The sequence below is a fragment of the Paenibacillus sp. 01T47 genome (genome assembly GCF_056398245.1).
On record NZ_JBFTPA010000006.1, the window covers coordinates 279,341 to 298,632 of the forward strand.

A 19,292-nucleotide genomic window follows, 5' to 3' on the forward strand; every position below is an offset into this window, starting at 1 on the left:
TTGAAGAGCATCATCCGATTTTCGCTTAATAACAAATTTGCTTTGTGGATTTTGACGCTGCTTGTGTTATTTGCTGGACTTTATTCAGGAATGAATATGAAAATGGAAACATTGCCCGATATTACGGTTCCAATCGTAAGCGTCACAACTGTATTGCCGGGTGCTGCACCTGAAGAGGTTATGGAGAAAATTACGAAGCCGATTGAGCAGCGGACTCGCAATCTTAAAGGTGTTAAAGTCATTAGCTCAACATCCTATGAGAATGCTTCATCTGTCGTTATTGAGTACTCCTATGAGACAGATATGGAAAAGGCGGAAGCGGAAGTTAAAAATATCCTCTCCGAGATTAAGCTTCCAACAGGAACGCAAACCCCATCCGTTTCACGGATCAGCTTGAATGCATTCCCTGTCCTTGCGATGAGTATCTCCAATGAAAAGATGAATTTGGAGCAGCTTACGAAGGAAATAGAAGAAAATGTGTTGCCGCGCTTTCAAGGTATTGAAGGTGTAGCGAGCATTCAAGTATCTGGACAAAATGTTAAGGAAGGTGAACTTTCCTTCAAAACGGATAAGCTAAAGCAAATCGGCTTAACCGAAGAGATGGTGAAAGGCATCATCCAAGCGTCAGCTATTTCTGTACCGCTAGGTATTTATGAATTTGGCGAGACAGAGAAGGCGCTGGTCGTTGATGGAAACATAACGACAGAGAGTGATTTGAAAAACTTAGTCATCGTGCCAGGTGTTAAGCTTAGCGATGTTGCTGATTTAAGCATCGTAGGCAAAGCAGAGTCTATTTCTCGTACGAATGGCAAAGACTCCATTGGTTTTAACGTAGTCAAAGCGGCTGATTCGAATACGGTTGACGTTGTTAATAATGTAAAAGCAGAAATAAAAGAGCTTGAAGGCAATAATGATGGTTTGTCTATTGTAACGACACTTGATCAAGGCAAGCCGATCGAGGATTCCGTTCACACGATGTTAAGCAAGGCGGTAATTGGCGCATTGTTCGCTGTCATTATCATTATGATTTTCTTGCGCGATATTCGTTCCACGATTATTGCTGTTGTTTCGATTCCACTTTCCATCCTGATCGCTCTTCTGATTTTGAGTCGGATGGATATTACACTGAACATTATGACACTTGGTGCGATGACCGTCGCGATTGGGCGGGTAATCGATGACTCGATTGTCGTTATCGAGAATGTATATCGTCGAATGGCGCTCCCTACAGAGAAGATGAAGGGCAAGGAATTAATTCTTGATGCGACGAAGGAAATGTTCGTACCGATTTTGGCTTCCACAATCGTAACGATAGCCGTATTCTTGCCTCTTGGACTTGTTTCGGGCATGATTGGTGAAATGTTCCTGCCGTTTGCATTAACGATTGTATTTGCTCTACTAGCATCATTGCTTGTTGCCATTACGGTTGTACCAATGCTGGCGCATATGATGTTCCGCAAAGGGATGAAAGCTGGCAAGGCGCATCACGATAAGCCGGGCCGCTTAGCGGAATTGTACAAAGGTGCACTTCGCTGGTCGCTTGATCATAAATTGGTTACTTTTGGTTTAGCAACACTTCTACTTATCGGAAGTTTGTTCCTGCTCCCAGTGATTGGAACGAGCTTCATCGCTGGCGACGAACAGAAAATGATGATTGTTTCCTATAATCCAGCACCTGGAGAAACACTTGAACAGGTAGAGAAAATGGCTCTTGAAGCTGAAAAGAAATTGCTCGATCGTGAAGGTGTTACAGTCGTGCAATATGCAGTCGGCAGCCAAAATCCATTTAGCCCAGGAGCTTCAAAACAAGCGTTGTTTAACTTGAGCTATGATGAGAATTATGCTGGTTTTACTGCTGAGAAAGAAAAAATTGTACCTATGCTGCAAGAGCTAGGCGGCAAAGGCGAATGGAAACAGCAGGATTTCGGAGGCGGAGGTCTTGGCGGATCGGGCATATCGATGCTTGTGTATGGTCCGGATATGAACACGGTTCAACCTATCGTGGATGACCTTATGAAGAAGCTTGCAGATCATAAGGATTTGAAAAATATTGATTCCAGCTTATCAGAAACGTATGAGCAGTATCGCCTTGTAGCTAATCAAGAGAAGCTTAGTCAAAACGGATTAACAGCAGGCCAGATTGCAATGGCACTTAGTCCGGTTCGCGAGCGTCCCGTTCTGACGACAGTAGAAGTGGATGGCGAGGAATTTAACGTTTATGTGAAGGTTGATACAAAAACCTATACGAATAAATCAGATCTAGAGAATGTAAAATTGACTACTCAGTTAGGTACTGAAGTTGCTTTGAAAGATGTCGTGACTATCGAAGAAGGTGAATCGCCGAATACGATAACAAGACGTGATGGTCGTATGTATGCTGAGATTTCAGCAGATGCAACTTCATCTGACGTCGGCAAGGTTTCGGCAGAATTGCAGAAAATGATTGATGAGACTGATCTTCCTGCTGGAGTCGATATCGAAATGGGCGGAGTAACGGAGCAGATCAATGAGTCATTTATGCAGCTAGGCTTAGCAATGCTTGCAGCGATTGCTGTCGTTTATCTTGTGCTTGTCATTACATTTGGTGGAGGACTTACACCATTCGCAATTCTGTTCTCCCTTCCGTTTACGATTATCGGTGCACTAGTAGCACTGTTAATTGCAGGAGAAACACTGAGCGTTACCGCAATGATCGGTGCCCTGATGCTTATTGGTATCGTGGTCACGAATGCGATCGTCCTTGTTGACCGTGTTATTCAAAAAGAGAGAGAAGGACTTTCCGTCCGCGAATCACTTATTGAAGCAGCGGGTACACGTCTTCGTCCGATTCTAATGACGGCGATTGCAACCGTTGGTGCATTGCTTCCGCTTGCATTTGGATTCGAATCAGGCGGTTTGATTTCTAAAGGTATGGCGGTTACCGTAATTGGCGGCTTGACGAGCTCAACACTGCTCACGCTCATTATCGTACCTATCGTTTATGAGTTCTTGAACCGTAAACGCAAACCACGCACTGCAGAAGAAGCATAACGATTCGAGATAGCAGAGAGGCTGTCACAAGGTCATTGACCTTGTAGACAGCCTCTTTTTTTAGTTGTTCCGTTTGCATAATGGGCGACTAGGTAAATGGATTAGTAACACTAGCGGAGCTTTTTTCATACGTATATGTCATGAACGATTATCGGCATATGACCAGTTTGGGTTGTTCTCATTTTCATTTCCTATTTTGTGAGTGCCGATGATAATCACATGAACATATAACGGAGGCTACTAAGATGAATGAATTTAAGAACGATCTTCAAAATTTGAACATGGATGCATTTAAATCGAGTGGAATGACGCCGAATGCTGGTCAAGGTCAAATGGATCCAAATAATGCTCGTTTGTGTATCGGCTTTTGTATTGGTTTTTGTATCGGGTTTTGTTCATGCGGCGGCTGTGGCGGGTGCGGCGGCTGCGGAGGTTGTGCAAGATGCGGTGGCTGTGCTCGCTGCGGAGGCGGCTGTGCCCGCTGTGCTGGCTGTGCCCGTTGCCGTTAGTCAACTAAATATTCAGATGTAAATAGAAGGTTCAAGACACCCCTGCAAACGCTTTTCGGGATGCTGGGGTGTCTTTCTATGCGAGTGCAGGTATGACGGACAAATAGCCATACATATCTTTATAGAGGAACTCTTGTTACGAAAAGCCAGATTTCAAAATAAGGAGGAATGAATTTTGGATCCTTCTATGCGCCTTAAAGTGAGAGGAGATACTTTTTTTCTCCCTAGCTCGGACGGAAGTGTCTATTTCCGCAACAATATTGGTTCATTTCGGATGGAAGGCAGTACGATTGATCAATGGATAGAGAAATTAATTCCGGTGTTTAATGGCGAGCATTCGATGCATGAAATAACGGATGGATTGACAGATCAATACCGTGATCATGTTTTTGAGATTGCAAAAGTATTGTATGCGAATGGTTATGTCCAAGATGTGAGTCAGGATAGGCCGCATCAGCTTCCGAGCCATATTGTTAAGCAATATGAGGCTCAGATTGAATTTTTGGACAGCTTTGATGGGTCTGGGGCTTACCGTTTTGAGCTGTTTCGAAAGTCCAGCGTGCTTGTTGTCGGGAACGGGAATTTTTTGGTGTCAGTAGTGAAATCTTTACTTGAATCCGGCCTTCCTCAATTTCACTTCATCAATATGAACGCGGAAACGACGGGACCTAGACGAATTACGGAGTTGGTGCACCATTACAGACCATTCGATTCAGAGGTCAAGGTGGATGAGATCAGCTTGCCGAGGGATGGGGGAGTGGAATGGTCGTTAGTAATACAGCCATACGATGCAATATTTTATGTGTCAGATCCAGAAGGGGAAGCTGAGCTTCAATCTCTTAACCAAGTATGTCTACAAAATAATAAAGTGCTGCTGCCGGCTATAATTCTAGGGCAGGCAGGTCTAGCGGCTCCGCTCGCCTATTCAAATTCGGAGGGTGACTGGGAATCAGCAAGGCGCAGAGTCCATTATGCTTCTATCTATAAGGAAACAAATGATTATGCTGGTTCATCTGTTGCGGAATCGCTGCTCGCTAACGTGATCGTTTTTGAATGGCTAAAAACAGCTGCAGGTGTAACGAAATTACAAAATAACAAACTTTTTCTGCTGAACCTAGAGACGCTGGAAGGCAAGTGGCATCCGTTTCTTCCCCATCCGTTAGCCAATGAAAAACAAAAGGCGAAGAAGATTGAAGATTATGAGCTTCTGTCGGAAGAGAGCACGGGAAAACGTGATTCAAGCGGATTACTCCCTTTCTTCAGTCAATTAACATCCATGGAGACGGGCATCTTTCATATTTGGGAGGAAGGAGAGCTGCGTCAGCTGCCGTTGTCGCAATGCCGGGTTCAGTCAGTTGATCCTCTAACAGAAGGCCCAGCGCTGCTGCTCTCGGAAATTGTATGCAACGGTTTTAGACATGAGGAGGCACGCAGAGAAGCGGGACTTGCTGGAATTGAAGCCTATGTGTCTCGTATGGCCAATATATTCATCAACCAGACTCCTGAAATTGGCTTTGAATTAGAGCCTGTGTTTATGGGCGTAGGAGCAGGGGTGACGATCGAGGAAGGCGTCTGCCGCGCTTTGCAAAAGTATTTATCCGAAGAATGGATAAGGCAATACGAAGCAGAACCTCCTTCTATCACACCGATAAAGCTTAGTCATGTTGAGGATGAACGATGTCGTTACTATATAAAAGCGCTAACCACGATGCAAGGATCCCCTTCCTTTGGCATCAGTGAGACTTTAATTGGTTTTCCAGTTGTATGGCTGCGAACTAGCGATTGCTGGTATCACGCAATTGATTTAAATGAAACGAGGGCACTTCGCAGAGTTTTATTGGGCGCATTGCTGGACATTCAGAACAAAGATTCTCTCTTTAAAGGGAAAATAAATCAATTGGCTTCTGTAAATGTGAAGGAAGACGAAGTGGTGAACCTCTCCATAACCGAGTGTGATCCATTTGAGCATCGAGAGGTACTGAAGAATGCTTTGATGCATCTACAAAATAACCAAAAGCGTCTTCTTGTGTATAACTTAACTTCGGAAGCTTTTTTCAATGAGGAGCTGGCGGGAGTATTCGGCATCTCGCTCCGAGAGGAGACAGAAGAGTGAGCGCTAAAATGGCAATTGTGGGCGAAGGGCTGCTCGCAGATTATGTAACCGATCTATTATCTGAATTTTGTCAGGTTGAACGAGTGAGCGATCTGTCGTTTGGTGTTCCAGAAACGGCAGAGCTTGCGCTCGTACTGAGCGATGGCTATGATTCAGCTTCTCATCTGATGGCAGAGGAAATGTTTAAGCAATCGGGAACACCATGGCTGCGCGGCTTTGTATCGTTTGGTGAGGGCGTAATAGGTCCGCTTGTTATTCCCAGGACAGCAGGCTGCTCGCAGTGCGCTGATCTGCGGCGTTTGATGGCTGGAAATGATCGAAAAGAAATGTGGGAGCTGCAGCATCTTTTTATGCACGGTGAAGTTTATCCGGATATTTGGTCTTCTCGAAGCGGGCTTCTGCATGTGGCTCATCATATTGCTGTTGAAGCTGAACATTTCCTCCTTAACAACAAGGCTCATCTTGCAAATCGTGTAAAGCTGGTACATTTGCAAACGCTCAACAGCTCGGTTCATTTTTATTTGCCTGATCCGCTTTGTACGATTTGTGGAGAAATACCTGATGATTCGGCTATAGGTTCGCGAATTAAGCTACATCCAAGCCCGAAAATTAGCGAAAATAGCTATCGAACTCGTTCGATGAGTGAGCTGAAAGCTGTATTAGCCAATGATTATTTGGACAATCGCACAGGTTTTTTGAATGGAAAAATGATTGACCTGATGTCGCCGTTTGCGGATTCGAGCATTATTTTACCGATGTTTTCGGGAGATGAAGGCTGCGCTGGCCGTACAAATTCATTTGCAGACAGTGAAATGACAGCCATACTAGAAGGTTTAGAACGTTATTGCGGTATATCGCCTAGAGGAAAGAGGACAGCGGTTCATGACAGCTATGAGCATTTGAGTGAGATTGCCCTTGATCCCGTTCGGGTAGGCGTACATGAGAAGGAACAGTATGCGCGTCCCGATTTTCCGTTTCAACCATTCGACCCGAGCAGAAAAATCGATTGGGTGTGGGGTTATTCGTTTTTGCAGGATAAGCCTATTCTCGTGCCGGAGCTGCTCGCTTATTACAGCTCCGGCTGCGGCCACGGATTTGTATACGAAACCTCAAATGGCTGTGCTTTAGGAGGTAGCCTGGAGGAAGCTATTTTTTACGGAATACTGGAAGTAGTTGAACGGGATTCATTTCTCATGACCTGGTACGCACAGCTTCCGCTTGATCCTATAGATCCTTATTCCTCCGGAGATCTGGAATTAACCTTAATGGTGGAGCGTTTACGAGATGTCACCCAATATGATGTCCATTTATTCGATTCGACTATGGAGCATGGCATTCCAAGTGTTTGGGTGCTTGCCAAAAACAGAACGGAAAATGGCGTTAATATGATTTGTGCTGCTGGGGCGCATCCCGATCCAGTGCGGGCAGCAAAAGGAGCCATCCATGAGATCGCTGGCATGCTGCTCGCGTTTAATGAGAGGTTAGAAGAAAACCGTGAGCAGTATGAACGCATGCTTCATGATCCTTTTCTAGTACGGCAAATGGATGATCATTCGATGCTGTACAGCTTGAAGGAAGCTGAGGAACGTTTGAACTTCCTTCTTCAAAACGAAAGGCCGCTCCGTACATTCGAAGAGGCATTTAAACCAAGGCCAAAGCATGCAGATTTGACAGATGAATTAAACGTATTCCTCAAAGTTTTCCGTGAATTAAATTTAGAGGTTATCGTGGTTGATCAAACGACACAGGAAACGCTGAGAAATGGGCTCCATTGTGTAAAGGTGCTCATTCCAGGTATGCTCCCGATGACGTTTGGTCAACATCTTGTCCGCTTGAGAGGACTTGAGAGGGTGTTGCGAATACCAGCTGAGCTGGGTTACGTCAAGGAGCGGTTAACGCATGAGCTGCTTAATCCTTATCCGCATCCGTTTCCATAAGCACTGACTGCTGTCATGCAATGGATCTCGGCGAGTTGGCACTTAGGAGGGGAGATATGAGTCTGAAGGCTTTTTTGCACCAATTGCAATATGATCCAGACAAAACCAAACCTCAAGATGTGGAAATTGATTGGGATAACGCTCCTCTACCGTACAAATTATATCGTCATGTACCGGCATTTCCTCTCGCTTCGGATGTTCCGCTTACTTTGACGGGCAAACGGGAACATACGATGCCAACGCTACGGGATATAGGCCATTTTCTTTGGTATACGTTCGGGCTGACACAGCTGAGCCAATCTGTTCTTGAACAACATACAGGGGAGGAATGGGAGGACTCCTTGCAGCTTTGTAGACGTTTTGTTCCATCAGGCGGAGGGCTGTATCCAAGCGAAGTATATCTTTATTTGAAGCTGGATGAATTACCTAACGGAATTTATCATTATGATGTGGCACATCATCGTTTGATGCTGCTGCGTGAAGGCCAATTTGATCGATATTTGGGCAATGCGTTAGGTGATCGGTGCGATATAACAAACTGCTTCGGAGCCGTATTTGTGTCCACTTATTTTTGGAAAAACTTTTATAAATACAATAACTTCTCCTATCGATTGCAAGGATTAGATGCTGGCTTGCTCGTTGGTCAGCTGCTTGAAGTGGCTAAACGTTATGACTTTGAAGCGGGTGTTTACTTTCAGTTTCTAGATGGTGCAATCAATCATATGCTTGGTCTACCTGATAAGGAAGAAAGTGTATACGCTACGATTCCTCTTGCAATAGATGCCAATATGGAATGGTTCCACCCTGGTGATAACGCGGAAAAAAATATTTCTTCAGATGAATTATGCAGTACGCTTCCGTTAATTAGACATGAGCAGTACATGCGATCAAAAAAGGTATTGGAATATCCGTTGCTGATTAAGCTAAATGAAGCATCCATCATGGAATCCGCACGCGCGTTTAAACAGCTAGAGGGGCAGCAAATACTAGCCAGCAGTAGCGATGTTTATGCTTTACCGAGCGTAAATCGGATGACGTATGATCTAGCATCGGTATGCAGGCAGCGCTACTCGCCAGAAAATGAATATGTATTGCAAACCGTGAGTCTAACAGATTTGGCAGAACTATTGCAGGAGATCATGATTTCTTATAAGTATCGCAATGATTTGGATGGTTTAGTGCGAAGTCCATCGTCGCGCGTCCATTTATATGGCTGTTTTTATGGGGTTGATGGGATTCAAGATGGAGCGTATTACTATGATGATGCGGCTCACGCGTTGCAGCTTGTCTGTGCGGGTGACCAAAGGTCATGGCTTCAGTATGGCATGTCTTTGGATAACGTGAATTTATTCCAGGTACCGCTTACTTTTCATGTGGCAGGTGATCTGGAGCATTTTCATGAGGAGCTTGGCTTTCGCGGCTATCGTATTCAACAAATGGAAGCGGGAATGCTCGTTCAACGTCTGCTGCTAGCCGCTTCCGCATTGAGGATGGAAGGACGCCCCCTGCTAGGATTCGATGTTAGCTCCATGAATGAACTTTATGGATTAACGCCAAATGGACAAACGAGTCTTATTCAAATTCCTATTGGCTCATGTCGACCTCGTTCACGACTCGAAGGCAGTTTGTCGCAATAGTTGATGAGGAGACAAAGGGGCAGATTGAATGATGGCAATCATTCAATCTGCCCTTTTTATGTTTTTCTTTTTTAACCGTTAGGCTGCTCGGCTGCTACCTTTTTCTGAAGCTCCCCGGCTGGCTGGCATGTAACAGGGAAGCAAACATGGTGCGGATGGTGATGCATCATGGGGTGAAACCAAGCATGATGATAATCTAAAGTCGAGAGCTCCCATCCATCATGAGGATGATGGTGATCGTAGTGCATATGCTCATCCCACATCTCATGCATCATGGGATGATAATCATCCATCATGTGATGAAAGTGATGCATATGGTGGAAATCGTCCATCATCGGATGAAAATCATCCATCATGGGATGGAAGTGATGCATGTGGTGAAAGTCATGAAAGTCGTGCATGTAAGGATAATGATGCATTTGACTTAAATCAACACAGCAATGAGCTGGAGCGGGAGCGGGAGCCGTCTGTGCATTCACAGTTTCCGGTCCCACATTGGCCTGGGCAGGGCTTGTTTGCATTTGTTGAAAATACTCAGGCATAACAGCCGATTGCGGCATATAAGATTGATTGCGTATCATGGTGTGCCTCCTTTTTATCATACTCTACAATATGCTTTGAATGAAAAAAGGGCACTTATCCCTATAAATTGGGCTGCAGCCTTTAGGAATGAAGAATAGGACGAAGCAAAGAGGGTGACGCTAGTACCATCACAATCCATGAAATAGGTGGTTGCAAAATGATAATTAATATTGTAATTAAGGCTGTGTTCGCACTGCTTAGCTTTACGCATACGGAAGTGTTTGCAACAGAAGCGGTTCATTTGCATGCGGAGCCGGCCTACGCAAAGTGGGGAAAGCTGGCCATGCAAGAAACGTCAAAAGCATACGAGGATGCTTCAATTGTTAATTACAAATACGAAGGAAGAAAAAAGCTAACTAATGGAGAATCAGAGGAATGTTTTGTTCTACTGTTAAATAAAGATGCCAAGCAATTTGCTATTCGCGTTACGATTAGAATAAACACGATTACGGACAAACTCATAGATGTGGAATTGAAAGAGCTAATGAATGGAACTTAATTGAAACAAAACAGCTGCCAGCTTCGTAATATAAGCAAATGTTTTAAATACACGCTTCTTTATGAAGCAAGAGGAGCATAATGATGCTAATTTCAACAACACCAACAATAGAAGGCCGTCCTATTCAAGATTATATAGGAATCGTAACAGGAGAGGCGATTATGGGTGCAAATGTCGTTCGTGACTTTTTTGCATCAATTACAGACATCGTTGGAGGACGCTCCGGTGCGTATGAGAGCAAGCTGAAGGAAGCTCGTGACGTAGCCATTGATGAGATGAAAAATCAAGCCGCTAAGATTGGAGCAAATGCAATCGTTGCGATCGACATTGATTATGAGGTTGTGCGTGAAGGAATGTTAATGGTAGCTGTCAGCGGAACAGCAGTACGCCTGTAAAATAATTTACCATAAAATTGGAAAACGATAAAACTATGATCACCTATGATCAAGTTTTGTCGTTTTTTTTTGCATTTTATGATTATTTAGAAAAAGAAGCAACAATTCAATTGTAAAATTCGTTAAAATAAGGATGTGTATAAATGGAAGATCAAGTAAAGAGAGGGGTCAAATGGTGAACCGTTTTATTCATTTAAGAAATCGAACCATCGCATATGCGGTCATGATTAGTTTGATAGCTGCTTTCTTAGCGGGAACTGGAAACGCACAGGCAGCAGCAACGGAGAAGGGAATTTCATTGGAAACGAGTGTCGGGTTTCAAGGCTACATGAAACAATCCGAGTGGTATCCTGTAAGGCTTACACTGACAAACCAGACAGCTGAGGATTTGAAAGGCGAAGTTGTTATATCGATAGCAGGGTCTAATGACTTGATCATACCCACAGAGCTGCCTCTAGGCACAGCCATACAATTAACTGCATCTATTCAAGGCGAGCTTCTTAATCGGAGCAACAGTAAAATACGATTTTATAAGGACTCCTACAAATCAGGCAAACTTATTCCGATTTTCGGCAACGATTACATAGACGCAAGAACGGCTAACAGCTACACCATTGGTGTCATATCTCGTGACCCGGATACTTTGAATTTTATGCCATCGTTAAATCAACGAGGCTACGAAATAACGGTCATTCCGATTGCGCAGAAGGAACTGCCCAGTGACCCCATTTTACTCAAAACACTCAACACGATTGTTATCAATGATATGCCAATCACGGGATGGGATGAAGCACAGATTAAAGCCATAACGGATTGGGTTCAGCAAGGCGGCACACTTGTGTTAACTGGAGGAGTCGGCTATGGCAAAACTGCAGATGCCTTTAAACAGATTGCACCGTTAGAATCGTCAGGCACATCGACCATATCCAGCGCGGATTCACTTGCCAGCTTCGGAGGTACCACACTTGCACTTGAAAAACCTTTGGTCGTCTCGACAGGTCGTATAATAGATGGCAAAACGGAGCTTGCTGAGAATGGCCTGCCGCTTGTCATATCCCGTGAACATGGATTTGGCAGCGTTATTTATATCGCTTTTGATCCATCACTTGAGCCTATGTCTACATGGACTGGCAGCGCGATGCTATGGGCGAAGGTGCTTAAAAAAAATTTGACGCCGCTTCAGCCTGGCGCGATGAGCATCAACAATAATATGAAATGGAATATTGAAAGTATTATAGATGAGTTCCCATCGATTAAACCGCCCAACTTTATGCTGCTTATGTGGATGTTTATCGGCTATATGATCATCGTAGCGCCGGTACTGTATATAATTTTAGCTAAGGCAGATCGCAGAGAGTGGTCTTGGTGGCTTATCCCTGCTTTTTCTGTTATTACCGGTTTCGCAATCTTTTTCTTTGGCGCAGAAGATAAGCGGAATTTATCAGCCCATACGATTGAGATCATTGAGTTGACTGGACAAGGAGACGCTGTACGATCAGGTGCAACTGCGGTGTTCATTCCAACTGGGGGCACAGTGACTGCAGAATTTGATAAAAGAGTAAATTTATCTTTTTACGCCAATTACAACCAAAATGGAAATCAGATTATAGATGATAAAACGCAATTGATTTCTGAAAATGATTCGACTACAGCACTATGGCGCTCCGTTCCTTATTGGTCGACACGGAAACTATGGATAGAAAAGCAGACGATGAGCAGTGATACGGGGCAGCTAACTCTTGCTTATAAGCAGATCAGACATGCGATTGAGGTAACTGCTACCAACAATACGACAACTAATCTTACGAATGTTTCCATGCTAATCAATGGGCAAGCTCAGCTCTTTGGCGATTTGAAGGTCGGCGAGAGTGGGCAAACGACGATTACAACGAGTACGGTTAATCAATCAGGTTATTTCCCTTATGGACAGATGATGTTTCCTAATCCATCTAACCGAGGCAATGACGGGTATAATCGAGAGCGACAGCTTGTAGACAGCTTTGGGAATCGAAACAATGGCGGCATTGTCCCGCCGGAGCCTATAGTGGTTGGCTTTAGCACTGATCATGAGCAGAATTACAAGGTAAACGGCGAAACGATAAAGACTGATAACTTGAAGCTGTGGGTTCAGAAGGTCGAGACATCTTTTATTGATGGGAATCGTGTCATCGTACCAGCAGGTCTTATTAATCCCATTATTACGGAGAATGCCACGAGTCAATTGCAGCACTACGGGAACGGTTCTTATTTTGTAGGCGATGGCGAACTTATATTTGAATATATTTTGCCAAATGATCATGATGCTGTATATGATCATCTCGAAATCCTATACAACAATAGTACAACTGCTTCAAATCTCACATTGACTGTCTGGAACGAGAAAGAAGGAAATTGGACAGATCCAAGCAAAGCTGCAGCAGCGCCAAAAGAGTATTTGATTAACAATCAAATTGTTCGAATGAAGTTTTCTGTCATTGGTTCTGTGGACATGACTTTACCGCAGATTGCTTTAGAAGGAGAGATACAGAAAAAATGAGCAAAAATCACGAAATAGAGATCATTAATGTGGAAGTGCCTAAAACGGAACCTGCGGAACAACCATCAAATGATGCGCCTCTGGTTCCGATGATTGAGATCAAACAGCTTTCCAAAACATTCGGAACGTTTCAAGCGCTTAAATCAATAGATCTAACGATTCCAAAAGGAACGGTATTTGGTTTTGTTGGGCCCAATGGGGCAGGGAAATCAACGACGATGTCTATTCTTGCGACATTAATGATACCCACCTCAGGCATCGCAAAAGTAGACGGATTTGATGTGACTAAACATCCGCATGAGGTGCGTAAGCGAATTGGATATATGCCGGATTTTTTTGGTGTGTATGACCAATTCAAAACGTTAGAATATTTGCATTTCTATGGCGCCAGCTATGGTATACCGAAGGCGGAGCGGGAGCAGCTGATTCCGCAATTGCTGGAGCTGGTCAATTTGAGTGATAAAAAAGATGCTTACGTTGACTCATTGTCTCGGGGTATGAAGCAGCGGCTTTGCTTGGCACGCTGCCTCGTTCATGATCCAGAGCTGCTTATTTTGGATGAGCCTGCTTCCGGCCTTGATCCTCGAGCACGGATTGAGATGAGAGAAATATTGCGAGAGCTGAAGTCAATGGGGAAAACGATCATCATTTCTTCACATATATTGCCTGAGCTTGCCGAAATGGTAGATGAAATCGGCGTCATTGAGCATGGTGAAATGATTGCGATCGGAAATGTCGCAGATATTCAAAATAGATTGCGTGTCAAACGTTTCTTGCATGTGAGATTAGTTGATCGGGAGTCAGAAGCGGAGCTGTTTTTGCGTGATCGCCCTTATGTTAACCGAATTTTCCGAGATGATCGTGGAATACAAATTCACTTTGGCGGACAAGATGCCGAGCAATCGCAGCTGCTTCATGAGCTGGTTGTAGCAGGTTTTCAGCTGATCTCCTTCAGTGAAGCGCAGACGAATCTTGAGGATGTGTTTTTGGAAATTACGAAAGGGGGAGACGGACTCGAATGAAGGAGCAATCGGCGGCAAGAGCAGACCGAATGAGCTGGCGCCACCAGCTTATCAATCCCGTATTGAATAAAGAGTTCAAGCTTAGAATGAGGACGCCTCGCGCGATGTGGACGCTGTTTTTTTATTTATTTGCAATTGGCTTAATGGCTTTAAGTGCTATTTATTTAACTGAAGTAACTTCTGGACGAGGACAGTCCTATAATCCTGAGCAAAGCAAAATTTTGTTTTATTTTATGAGCATGGCACAGCTTGGGTTGATTGCTTTCATGGCACCGGGCCTCACTTCTGGTGTTATTAGCGGCGAACGCGAGAAGCAGACCCTTAATTTGCTGCTCACGACGCAGCAGAGCTCAGCAACGATTGTGCTTAGCAAGCTTGTATCGTCACTAAGCTTTATGATACTGATTGTGATCAGTACGATTCCTGTATACAGCATGATCTTTTTGTATGGTGGCATCTCGCCAGAACAGCTCTTTCTCGTTTTCTTGTTTTATTTATTTATTATGTTTGTACTCGGTTCCTTTGGCATATTATTCTCGACATTATTCAAGCGAACAATGATTTCTGTCATCGTAACGTATGGCGTTACGTTGTTTATGTTTGGCGGAACAGCATTATTATTTATTGTACTTGTAGGCGTGATGGAGCAAATGCCGCAAACGACTACAAATGCTTATAGCTGGATCGGTCATATTATTGCCTTGAATCCTGCGGCTGCTTTGTACAGCATTTTAGATCCGCTCGTCTCAAATCAAGCCTTTTCTGTAAATTCGATTGGACAGAAAGGGTATAATGCGCCGCTTGCATTGTGGCAGGAGTTCATTATTATCTATACGCTTCTCTCCATCCTTGCTCTATGGCTGGGCATACGTAGACTTCGTCCTCGTTTGAGACGAAAATAATGCTTGAAAAATAAATTATGGTTACGAAAGAGAGAGTTGTGAAGCAAATCATGCTGTAGAGTAAGGTTTTGTAATGCAAATGATGCTTACAGAGTAAAGTTTTGCTTTGCAAAACTTATAGGAGGGCCAGTTATGCAAAAGAAGTCGTTGGTTGAACTGCTCCAGCCTGTTAGATGCAGGTTGACAATGTTTACAGTGAGCCGTTATGCGCTGATAGGTTTACTTGGAAGCAGTGCTGCTGGCCTTTTGCTGCTTGGTTCAAGCAGGCTGTGGCCTATTTTACATGTTCGACTGCTTGTGTTCATCATTGCTAGTTTAGGTTTCGTTTTTGGTGCGGGCATTGGATTATGGAAGCGTGCTTCCTTAAGGGAAGCAGCTAGAATGATGGATAAACAAGTAACCGAGGATGCGATATCGACTGCTCTTGATGGGTTAATGCGTGAAGAAGATCACGCTCATCCGATCGTTATCATGCAGCGAGAAGCGGCAACAGAGGCTGCAGATAAATATGTGAGCGGATTACATTCTTCGCTGCCGTGGCCAGACTGGCGAAGCTGGCGTTTGCTCATCTATAGCGCAGCTGCTGTATGGATCGTTTTGGCGATACTGCTATTCCTGCCTAATTCACTTGACGAACGAGCGGAAGCGCTCGCAGCGGCAAAGGAAAGGCTTGTGGCGTTGGAGCAAGAAACGGAGAAGCTTACTGATCTCGCGGAGGCAGCAGAGCTGCCAGAGGATCAGAAGCAGGAGCTGCTTAAACCACTGAAGGAGCTGCGCAGCAAGCTCGATTCGCTGGGCAGCGATGGAACTGAGGCGCTAGAGCAACTGGAGGCTTCGATTAACAAGCTGGAATTAGCAGCTGAAGCGACGCAAAAAACGGCGAAGCGGTTGGAAGCTGCGGCGAATGCGATGAGCAATGAGCCAAGCCTGCGGCAGCTCGGTCAAGCTTTGCAGGACCGAGACGCCGCAGGCATGCAGCAAGCGATCGACGCTATGCGATCGCAGCTGCATCAACTGTCGCCAGCGCAGCGTGAAGCGCTGGCGAGTGCACTTGAGCGGCTGGCAGCAGAGCAGCCGCAAGAGCAGGGCGCCGCACAGCTTGCTGCGGCGCTTGAACAGGCGGCGCAGCAGGCGCGCGCCGCAGGTGATGCCGGGGCGGACGGCGGAGCCGCCCCGGATGGCGAGAGCGCCGGCGATGCACTCGCGGCGCTTGAGAAAGCGCTCGCCCGCGAATTATCGCAGGGCGAGCTGGAGCAGTTGGCCCGAGGTATGGCGGGCCAGCTCGGGCAAAGCGGGCAGCAGCTGGCACAGCAGCTGGCTGCGGAAGGCGCCGCGGGCGTTGCGCCCGGCACTGGCTCTAGCTCTAATGCTGCATCCGGCACTGCTCCGCAATCTAACTCTAGTTCCAGCTATGGTTCAGGAACTAGCTCAGGCACTGGATCTAGCTCTAGCTCTGCCTCCGCCTCAGACACTGGCTCCGGGTCTGGCACTGGCTCTGGCTCTGGCTCTGGCTCTAGCTCTAGCTCTAGCTCTAGCCCTAGCCCTAGCTCTAGCTCCGGCACTGGCTCTGCCTTAGGCACTGGCTCCAGCACTGGCACTGGGTCTGGCTCTGGCTCTGGCTCTGGCTCTAGTATTGGCTCTGCCTTAGGTACTGGTTCTAGCTCTGGCACTGGTTCTGGTTCTGGCTCTGGTTCTGGTTCCGGGTCTGGCTCCGGCTCTGGCTCTGGCTCTGGCTCTGGTTCCGGGTCTGGCTCTGGCTATGGTTCTGGTTCTGGCTCTGGCTCTGGCTTTGGATCTGGTACCGGCTCTGGCTCTAGCTCTAGCTCCGGCACTGGACCAGGAGCTGGCACAGGAGCCGGCGGCAGAAATTTGGTCACAACGCCTCGTACGATGCAGGGCTCCGGTAATGTACAGCAGGATGGTGGTCCTTCATCAGGGGGGCAGACCGTTAATGGCGGTCAATCCCCGATGATCGATGGAACGACACGTCCTTATGAGGATGTCTATAACGAATATGCAGCAGAAGCGAAGCAATCGCTAGGACGCTCTCAGCTGCCTGATAGTATGCAGGAGAAGGTTAAGCAATATTTTGATCAAATTCAACCGAACCGATAATGGAGATGATCCGATATGATTGAATCCAAAGCACAGTTAGATGAGGCTGCCGCGCGGATTGCTGCATTGAAAGAAGAGATTAGCCGTGTCATCGTCGGTCAGCAAGCCGTTGTGGAGCAGCTGCTCTGGTGTTTGCTTGCCGGGGGTCATGCCCTTCTCGAAGGAATACCAGGCCTTGGCAAAACGATGCTGATCCGCACTGTTGCGGATTGCATCTCTTTGCAGTTTTCTCGTATCCAATTTACGCCTGATTTAATGCCTTCGGATATTACGGGTACAACATTGATAGATTTTGGTACCCAAGGCGCAGCCGCACATCGGTTTCAAGCAGGCCCGATTTTCGGAAATTTAGTGCTCGCTGATGAAATCAATCGGGCGACGCCCAAAACACAAAGCGCATTGCTGGAAGCTATGCAAGAGGGTACGGTAACAGCAGGCGGGGAGACGCATCAGCTGCCAAAACCTTTTTTTGTGCTAGCTACCCAAAATCCGATAGAACAAGAGGGAACCTATCCGCTGCCTGAAGCGCAACTTGATCGTTTTTTGCTCAAAATTGGAGTGGATTATCCAAGCCGCGAGGAGCTTAAACAAATCGTGCTCCGCACAACTTCAATCACTCAGCCCAAAGTATCAGTTGTTCTTTCCGCGGCTGAATTATTGGATCTACAGATGTCTGCTAAACAGATTTTAGTCGCCGATGATGTGCTTGATTTAGCGGTTAAGGTTGTTATGATGTCGCATGCTGGCGAGCCTGACGCACCTGAAGAGGTTAAACGATACGTACGATTCGGAGCGGGGCCGCGTGCTGTTCAAGCCATTATCGCTGTTAGTAAAGTTAGAGCATTATCAGCTGGAAGGCTTCATATTTCTTGGAATGACATTCGGCAAACGGCTTTGCCGGTGCTTCGGCATCGACTCGTGCTTAGCTATGAGGCACAAGCGATGGGCTTGTCGAGCGACCAGATGTCCGAAGCCATTTTAACGGCTGTGGAGGCCGCGCGATGAGCGTGAGCAAAGAATCAGCAAATTCATTACAGAATGCCTATTCTCCATCTGCCGGACTTTCGAATCAGGAAGCTTTGAAGCTATTATTTCCTAATCTATCTTTTCTTACGGAGCTTGAACGAATGCGTATTCGTGCAGGTAACCGCATCAAAGGTTTGCTGGCAGGCAAAAGGCGCTCCAGCTCGCTTGGCGGATCGCAAGATTTTGCTGATTATCGGCCTTATTCATCCGGTGATGATATCCGCCGAATAGATTGGAATGTTTACGGGCGAACAGGCAAAGCGTTTATTCGGCAATATTGGGATGAACAAGAGCTGCAGGTTAGCCTCTACATCGATGTATCGCAATCCATGGCTTTTGGACATTCAGATACAAACAAGCTTCAATATGCATTAAGACTAGCTGCATGCTTAGGGCATATCGCCCTTTGCGGAGATGATCGAATTTCGGTGCGTTTGTTTCGTGATACGATCATTAAGGAGCTGCAGCCGCTGCATGGGCGTGTTTCTTCATCAAAGCTTTTTCATTTTTTAGCAGATGCCATGCAGCAGCTGGAGATGGATAGCGATTCTTCTTCCTCTGCTGCAACAAAATTCATTAACATGGCAGCACCATTCCAGACGGCAGCTGCATTGCCGAGACGTTCTGGTTCCGCGTGGGTACTTACAGATGCAATGTTTGAACAGGGAATCGAAGAAACTCTCATTTCGTTAACAGCAGCAGGTCAACAGGTCGTACTGGTACATCTATTGTCGCCTGATGAGTTGAGCCCCGATTTGAGCGGAGAACTCAAGCTAATTGACAGCGAGCTGGGGACGGGAAAGGAAGTAGCGATAGGTCAAAAGCTGCTTCAGGAATACCGCAGTGCAGTTGCAGTCTTTCAAAATGAACTGAAGAGCATATGCGCAGCACGCGGCGCCTCCTATATTTTCGTGAATACTGGTATTTCATTAGAGGAAACGGTTAGACACACTCTTTTATCCTCGTATGTACTTAACAGCTAGTTCCAA

The 19,292-nt window shown here is 45.8% G+C and carries 14 protein-coding genes; 13 read left to right on the plus strand and 1 reads right to left on the minus strand.

Going from position 1 to position 19,292, the window contains the following annotated elements:
• From AC1DOV_RS15095 to AC1DOV_RS15115, 5 genes are all read left to right on the plus strand, one after another.
• Entirely contained in the window at positions 1 to 3,030 is a 3,030-nt protein-coding gene (locus AC1DOV_RS15095) for an efflux RND transporter permease subunit (RefSeq protein ID WP_477550313.1), read from the plus strand.
• 315 nt (positions 3,031 to 3,345) lie between these two features.
• Positions 3,346 to 3,561 carry a hypothetical protein gene (locus AC1DOV_RS15100; RefSeq protein WP_441884723.1) on the plus strand — a complete coding sequence of 72 codons (216 nt, stop codon included), beginning with the start codon at positions 3,346 to 3,348 and terminating at the stop codon, positions 3,559 to 3,561.
• Positions 3,562 to 3,714: 153 nt separating this feature from the next.
• Positions 3,715 to 5,652: a putative thiazole-containing bacteriocin maturation protein gene (locus AC1DOV_RS15105; RefSeq protein WP_477550314.1), complete on the plus strand. Its 1,938-nt coding sequence runs from the start codon at positions 3,715 to 3,717 to the stop codon at positions 5,650 to 5,652.
• Complete coding sequence (locus AC1DOV_RS15110) at positions 5,649 to 7,589, plus strand: TOMM precursor leader peptide-binding protein (protein WP_477550315.1); 1,941 nt, start codon at positions 5,649 to 5,651, stop codon at positions 7,587 to 7,589. The genes AC1DOV_RS15105 and AC1DOV_RS15110 overlap by 4 nt, the downstream gene beginning before the upstream one ends.
• Before the next feature lie 56 nt (positions 7,590 to 7,645).
• The gene (locus AC1DOV_RS15115) at positions 7,646 to 9,226 is read left to right on the plus strand and encodes a SagB family peptide dehydrogenase (RefSeq protein ID WP_477550316.1); all 1,581 of its coding nucleotides are present in this window, start codon (positions 7,646 to 7,648) and stop codon (positions 9,224 to 9,226) included.
• A gap of 71 nt (positions 9,227 to 9,297) precedes the next feature.
• Here AC1DOV_RS15115 and AC1DOV_RS15120 read toward each other — a convergent pair whose 3' ends face one another.
• On the minus strand, positions 9,298 to 9,807 hold the full coding sequence (locus tag AC1DOV_RS15120; protein ID WP_477550317.1) for a hypothetical protein: 510 nt from the start codon (positions 9,805 to 9,807) through the stop codon (positions 9,298 to 9,300).
• 158 nt (positions 9,808 to 9,965) lie between these two features.
• Between AC1DOV_RS15120 and AC1DOV_RS15125 the strand changes: the two genes are divergently transcribed.
• The 8 genes from AC1DOV_RS15125 (at position 9,966) to AC1DOV_RS15160 (ending at position 19,286) form a co-directional block, all read left to right on the plus strand.
• Positions 9,966 to 10,307: a DUF3889 domain-containing protein gene (locus AC1DOV_RS15125; protein WP_477550318.1), complete on the plus strand. Its 342-nt coding sequence runs from the start codon at positions 9,966 to 9,968 to the stop codon at positions 10,305 to 10,307.
• 83 nt (positions 10,308 to 10,390) lie between these two features.
• Complete coding sequence (locus tag AC1DOV_RS15130) at positions 10,391 to 10,702, plus strand: YbjQ family protein (RefSeq protein ID WP_076269253.1); 312 nt, start codon at positions 10,391 to 10,393, stop codon at positions 10,700 to 10,702.
• 172 nt (positions 10,703 to 10,874) lie between these two features.
• Positions 10,875 to 13,238, plus strand: a complete 2,364-nt coding sequence (locus AC1DOV_RS15135) for a hypothetical protein (RefSeq protein ID WP_477550319.1) — start codon at positions 10,875 to 10,877, stop codon at positions 13,236 to 13,238.
• Between the two features lie 89 nt (positions 13,239 to 13,327).
• The gene (locus AC1DOV_RS15140; RefSeq protein ID WP_441884760.1) at positions 13,328 to 14,260 is read left to right on the plus strand and encodes an ABC transporter ATP-binding protein; all 933 of its coding nucleotides are present in this window, start codon (positions 13,328 to 13,330) and stop codon (positions 14,258 to 14,260) included.
• Positions 14,257 to 15,162, plus strand: coding sequence for an ABC transporter permease (locus AC1DOV_RS15145; protein WP_477550320.1), 906 nt, complete (start codon positions 14,257 to 14,259; stop codon positions 15,160 to 15,162). Before AC1DOV_RS15140 ends, AC1DOV_RS15145 begins: the two co-directional genes overlap by 4 nt.
• Before the next feature lie 132 nt (positions 15,163 to 15,294).
• Positions 15,295 to 17,277, plus strand: a complete 1,983-nt coding sequence (locus AC1DOV_RS15150; protein ID WP_477550321.1) for a hypothetical protein — start codon at positions 15,295 to 15,297, stop codon at positions 17,275 to 17,277.
• Between the two features lie 15 nt (positions 17,278 to 17,292).
• On the plus strand, positions 17,293 to 18,282 hold the full coding sequence (locus AC1DOV_RS15155; RefSeq protein ID WP_477550322.1) for an AAA family ATPase: 990 nt from the start codon (positions 17,293 to 17,295) through the stop codon (positions 18,280 to 18,282).
• A complete protein-coding gene (locus AC1DOV_RS15160) occupies positions 18,279 to 19,286 on the plus strand; it encodes a DUF58 domain-containing protein (RefSeq protein WP_477550323.1) in 1,008 nt (335 codons plus the stop codon). Before AC1DOV_RS15155 ends, AC1DOV_RS15160 begins: the two co-directional genes overlap by 4 nt.
• Positions 19,287 to 19,292 lie beyond the last annotated feature (6 nt).

Excerpts from the sequence above, each read along its gene's own strand:
- AC1DOV_RS15100 (WP_441884723.1), top strand. The coding sequence starts at position 3,346 with ATGCTGGTCAAGGTCAAATGGATCCAAATAATGCTCGTTTGTGTATCG.
- AC1DOV_RS15115 (WP_477550316.1), top strand. The coding sequence starts at position 7,646 with ATGAGTCTGAAGGCTTTTTTGCACCAATTGCAATATGATCCAGACAAA.
- AC1DOV_RS15120 (WP_477550317.1), bottom strand. The coding sequence starts at position 9,807 with ATGATACGCAATCAATCTTATATGCCGCAATCGGCTGTTATGCCTGAG.
- AC1DOV_RS15125 (WP_477550318.1), top strand. The coding sequence starts at position 9,966 with ATGATAATTAATATTGTAATTAAGGCTGTGTTCGCACTGCTTAGCTTT.
- AC1DOV_RS15130 (WP_076269253.1), top strand. The coding sequence starts at position 10,391 with ATGCTAATTTCAACAACACCAACAATAGAAGGCCGTCCTATTCAAGAT.
- AC1DOV_RS15135 (WP_477550319.1), top strand. The coding sequence starts at position 10,875 with ATGGTGAACCGTTTTATTCATTTAAGAAATCGAACCATCGCATATGCG.
- AC1DOV_RS15140 (WP_441884760.1), top strand. The coding sequence starts at position 13,328 with ATGATTGAGATCAAACAGCTTTCCAAAACATTCGGAACGTTTCAAGCG.
- AC1DOV_RS15145 (WP_477550320.1), top strand. The coding sequence starts at position 14,257 with ATGAAGGAGCAATCGGCGGCAAGAGCAGACCGAATGAGCTGGCGCCAC.
- AC1DOV_RS15150 (WP_477550321.1), top strand. The coding sequence starts at position 15,295 with ATGCAAAAGAAGTCGTTGGTTGAACTGCTCCAGCCTGTTAGATGCAGG.
- AC1DOV_RS15155 (WP_477550322.1), top strand. The coding sequence starts at position 17,293 with ATGATTGAATCCAAAGCACAGTTAGATGAGGCTGCCGCGCGGATTGCT.
- AC1DOV_RS15160 (WP_477550323.1), top strand. The coding sequence starts at position 18,279 with ATGAGCGTGAGCAAAGAATCAGCAAATTCATTACAGAATGCCTATTCT.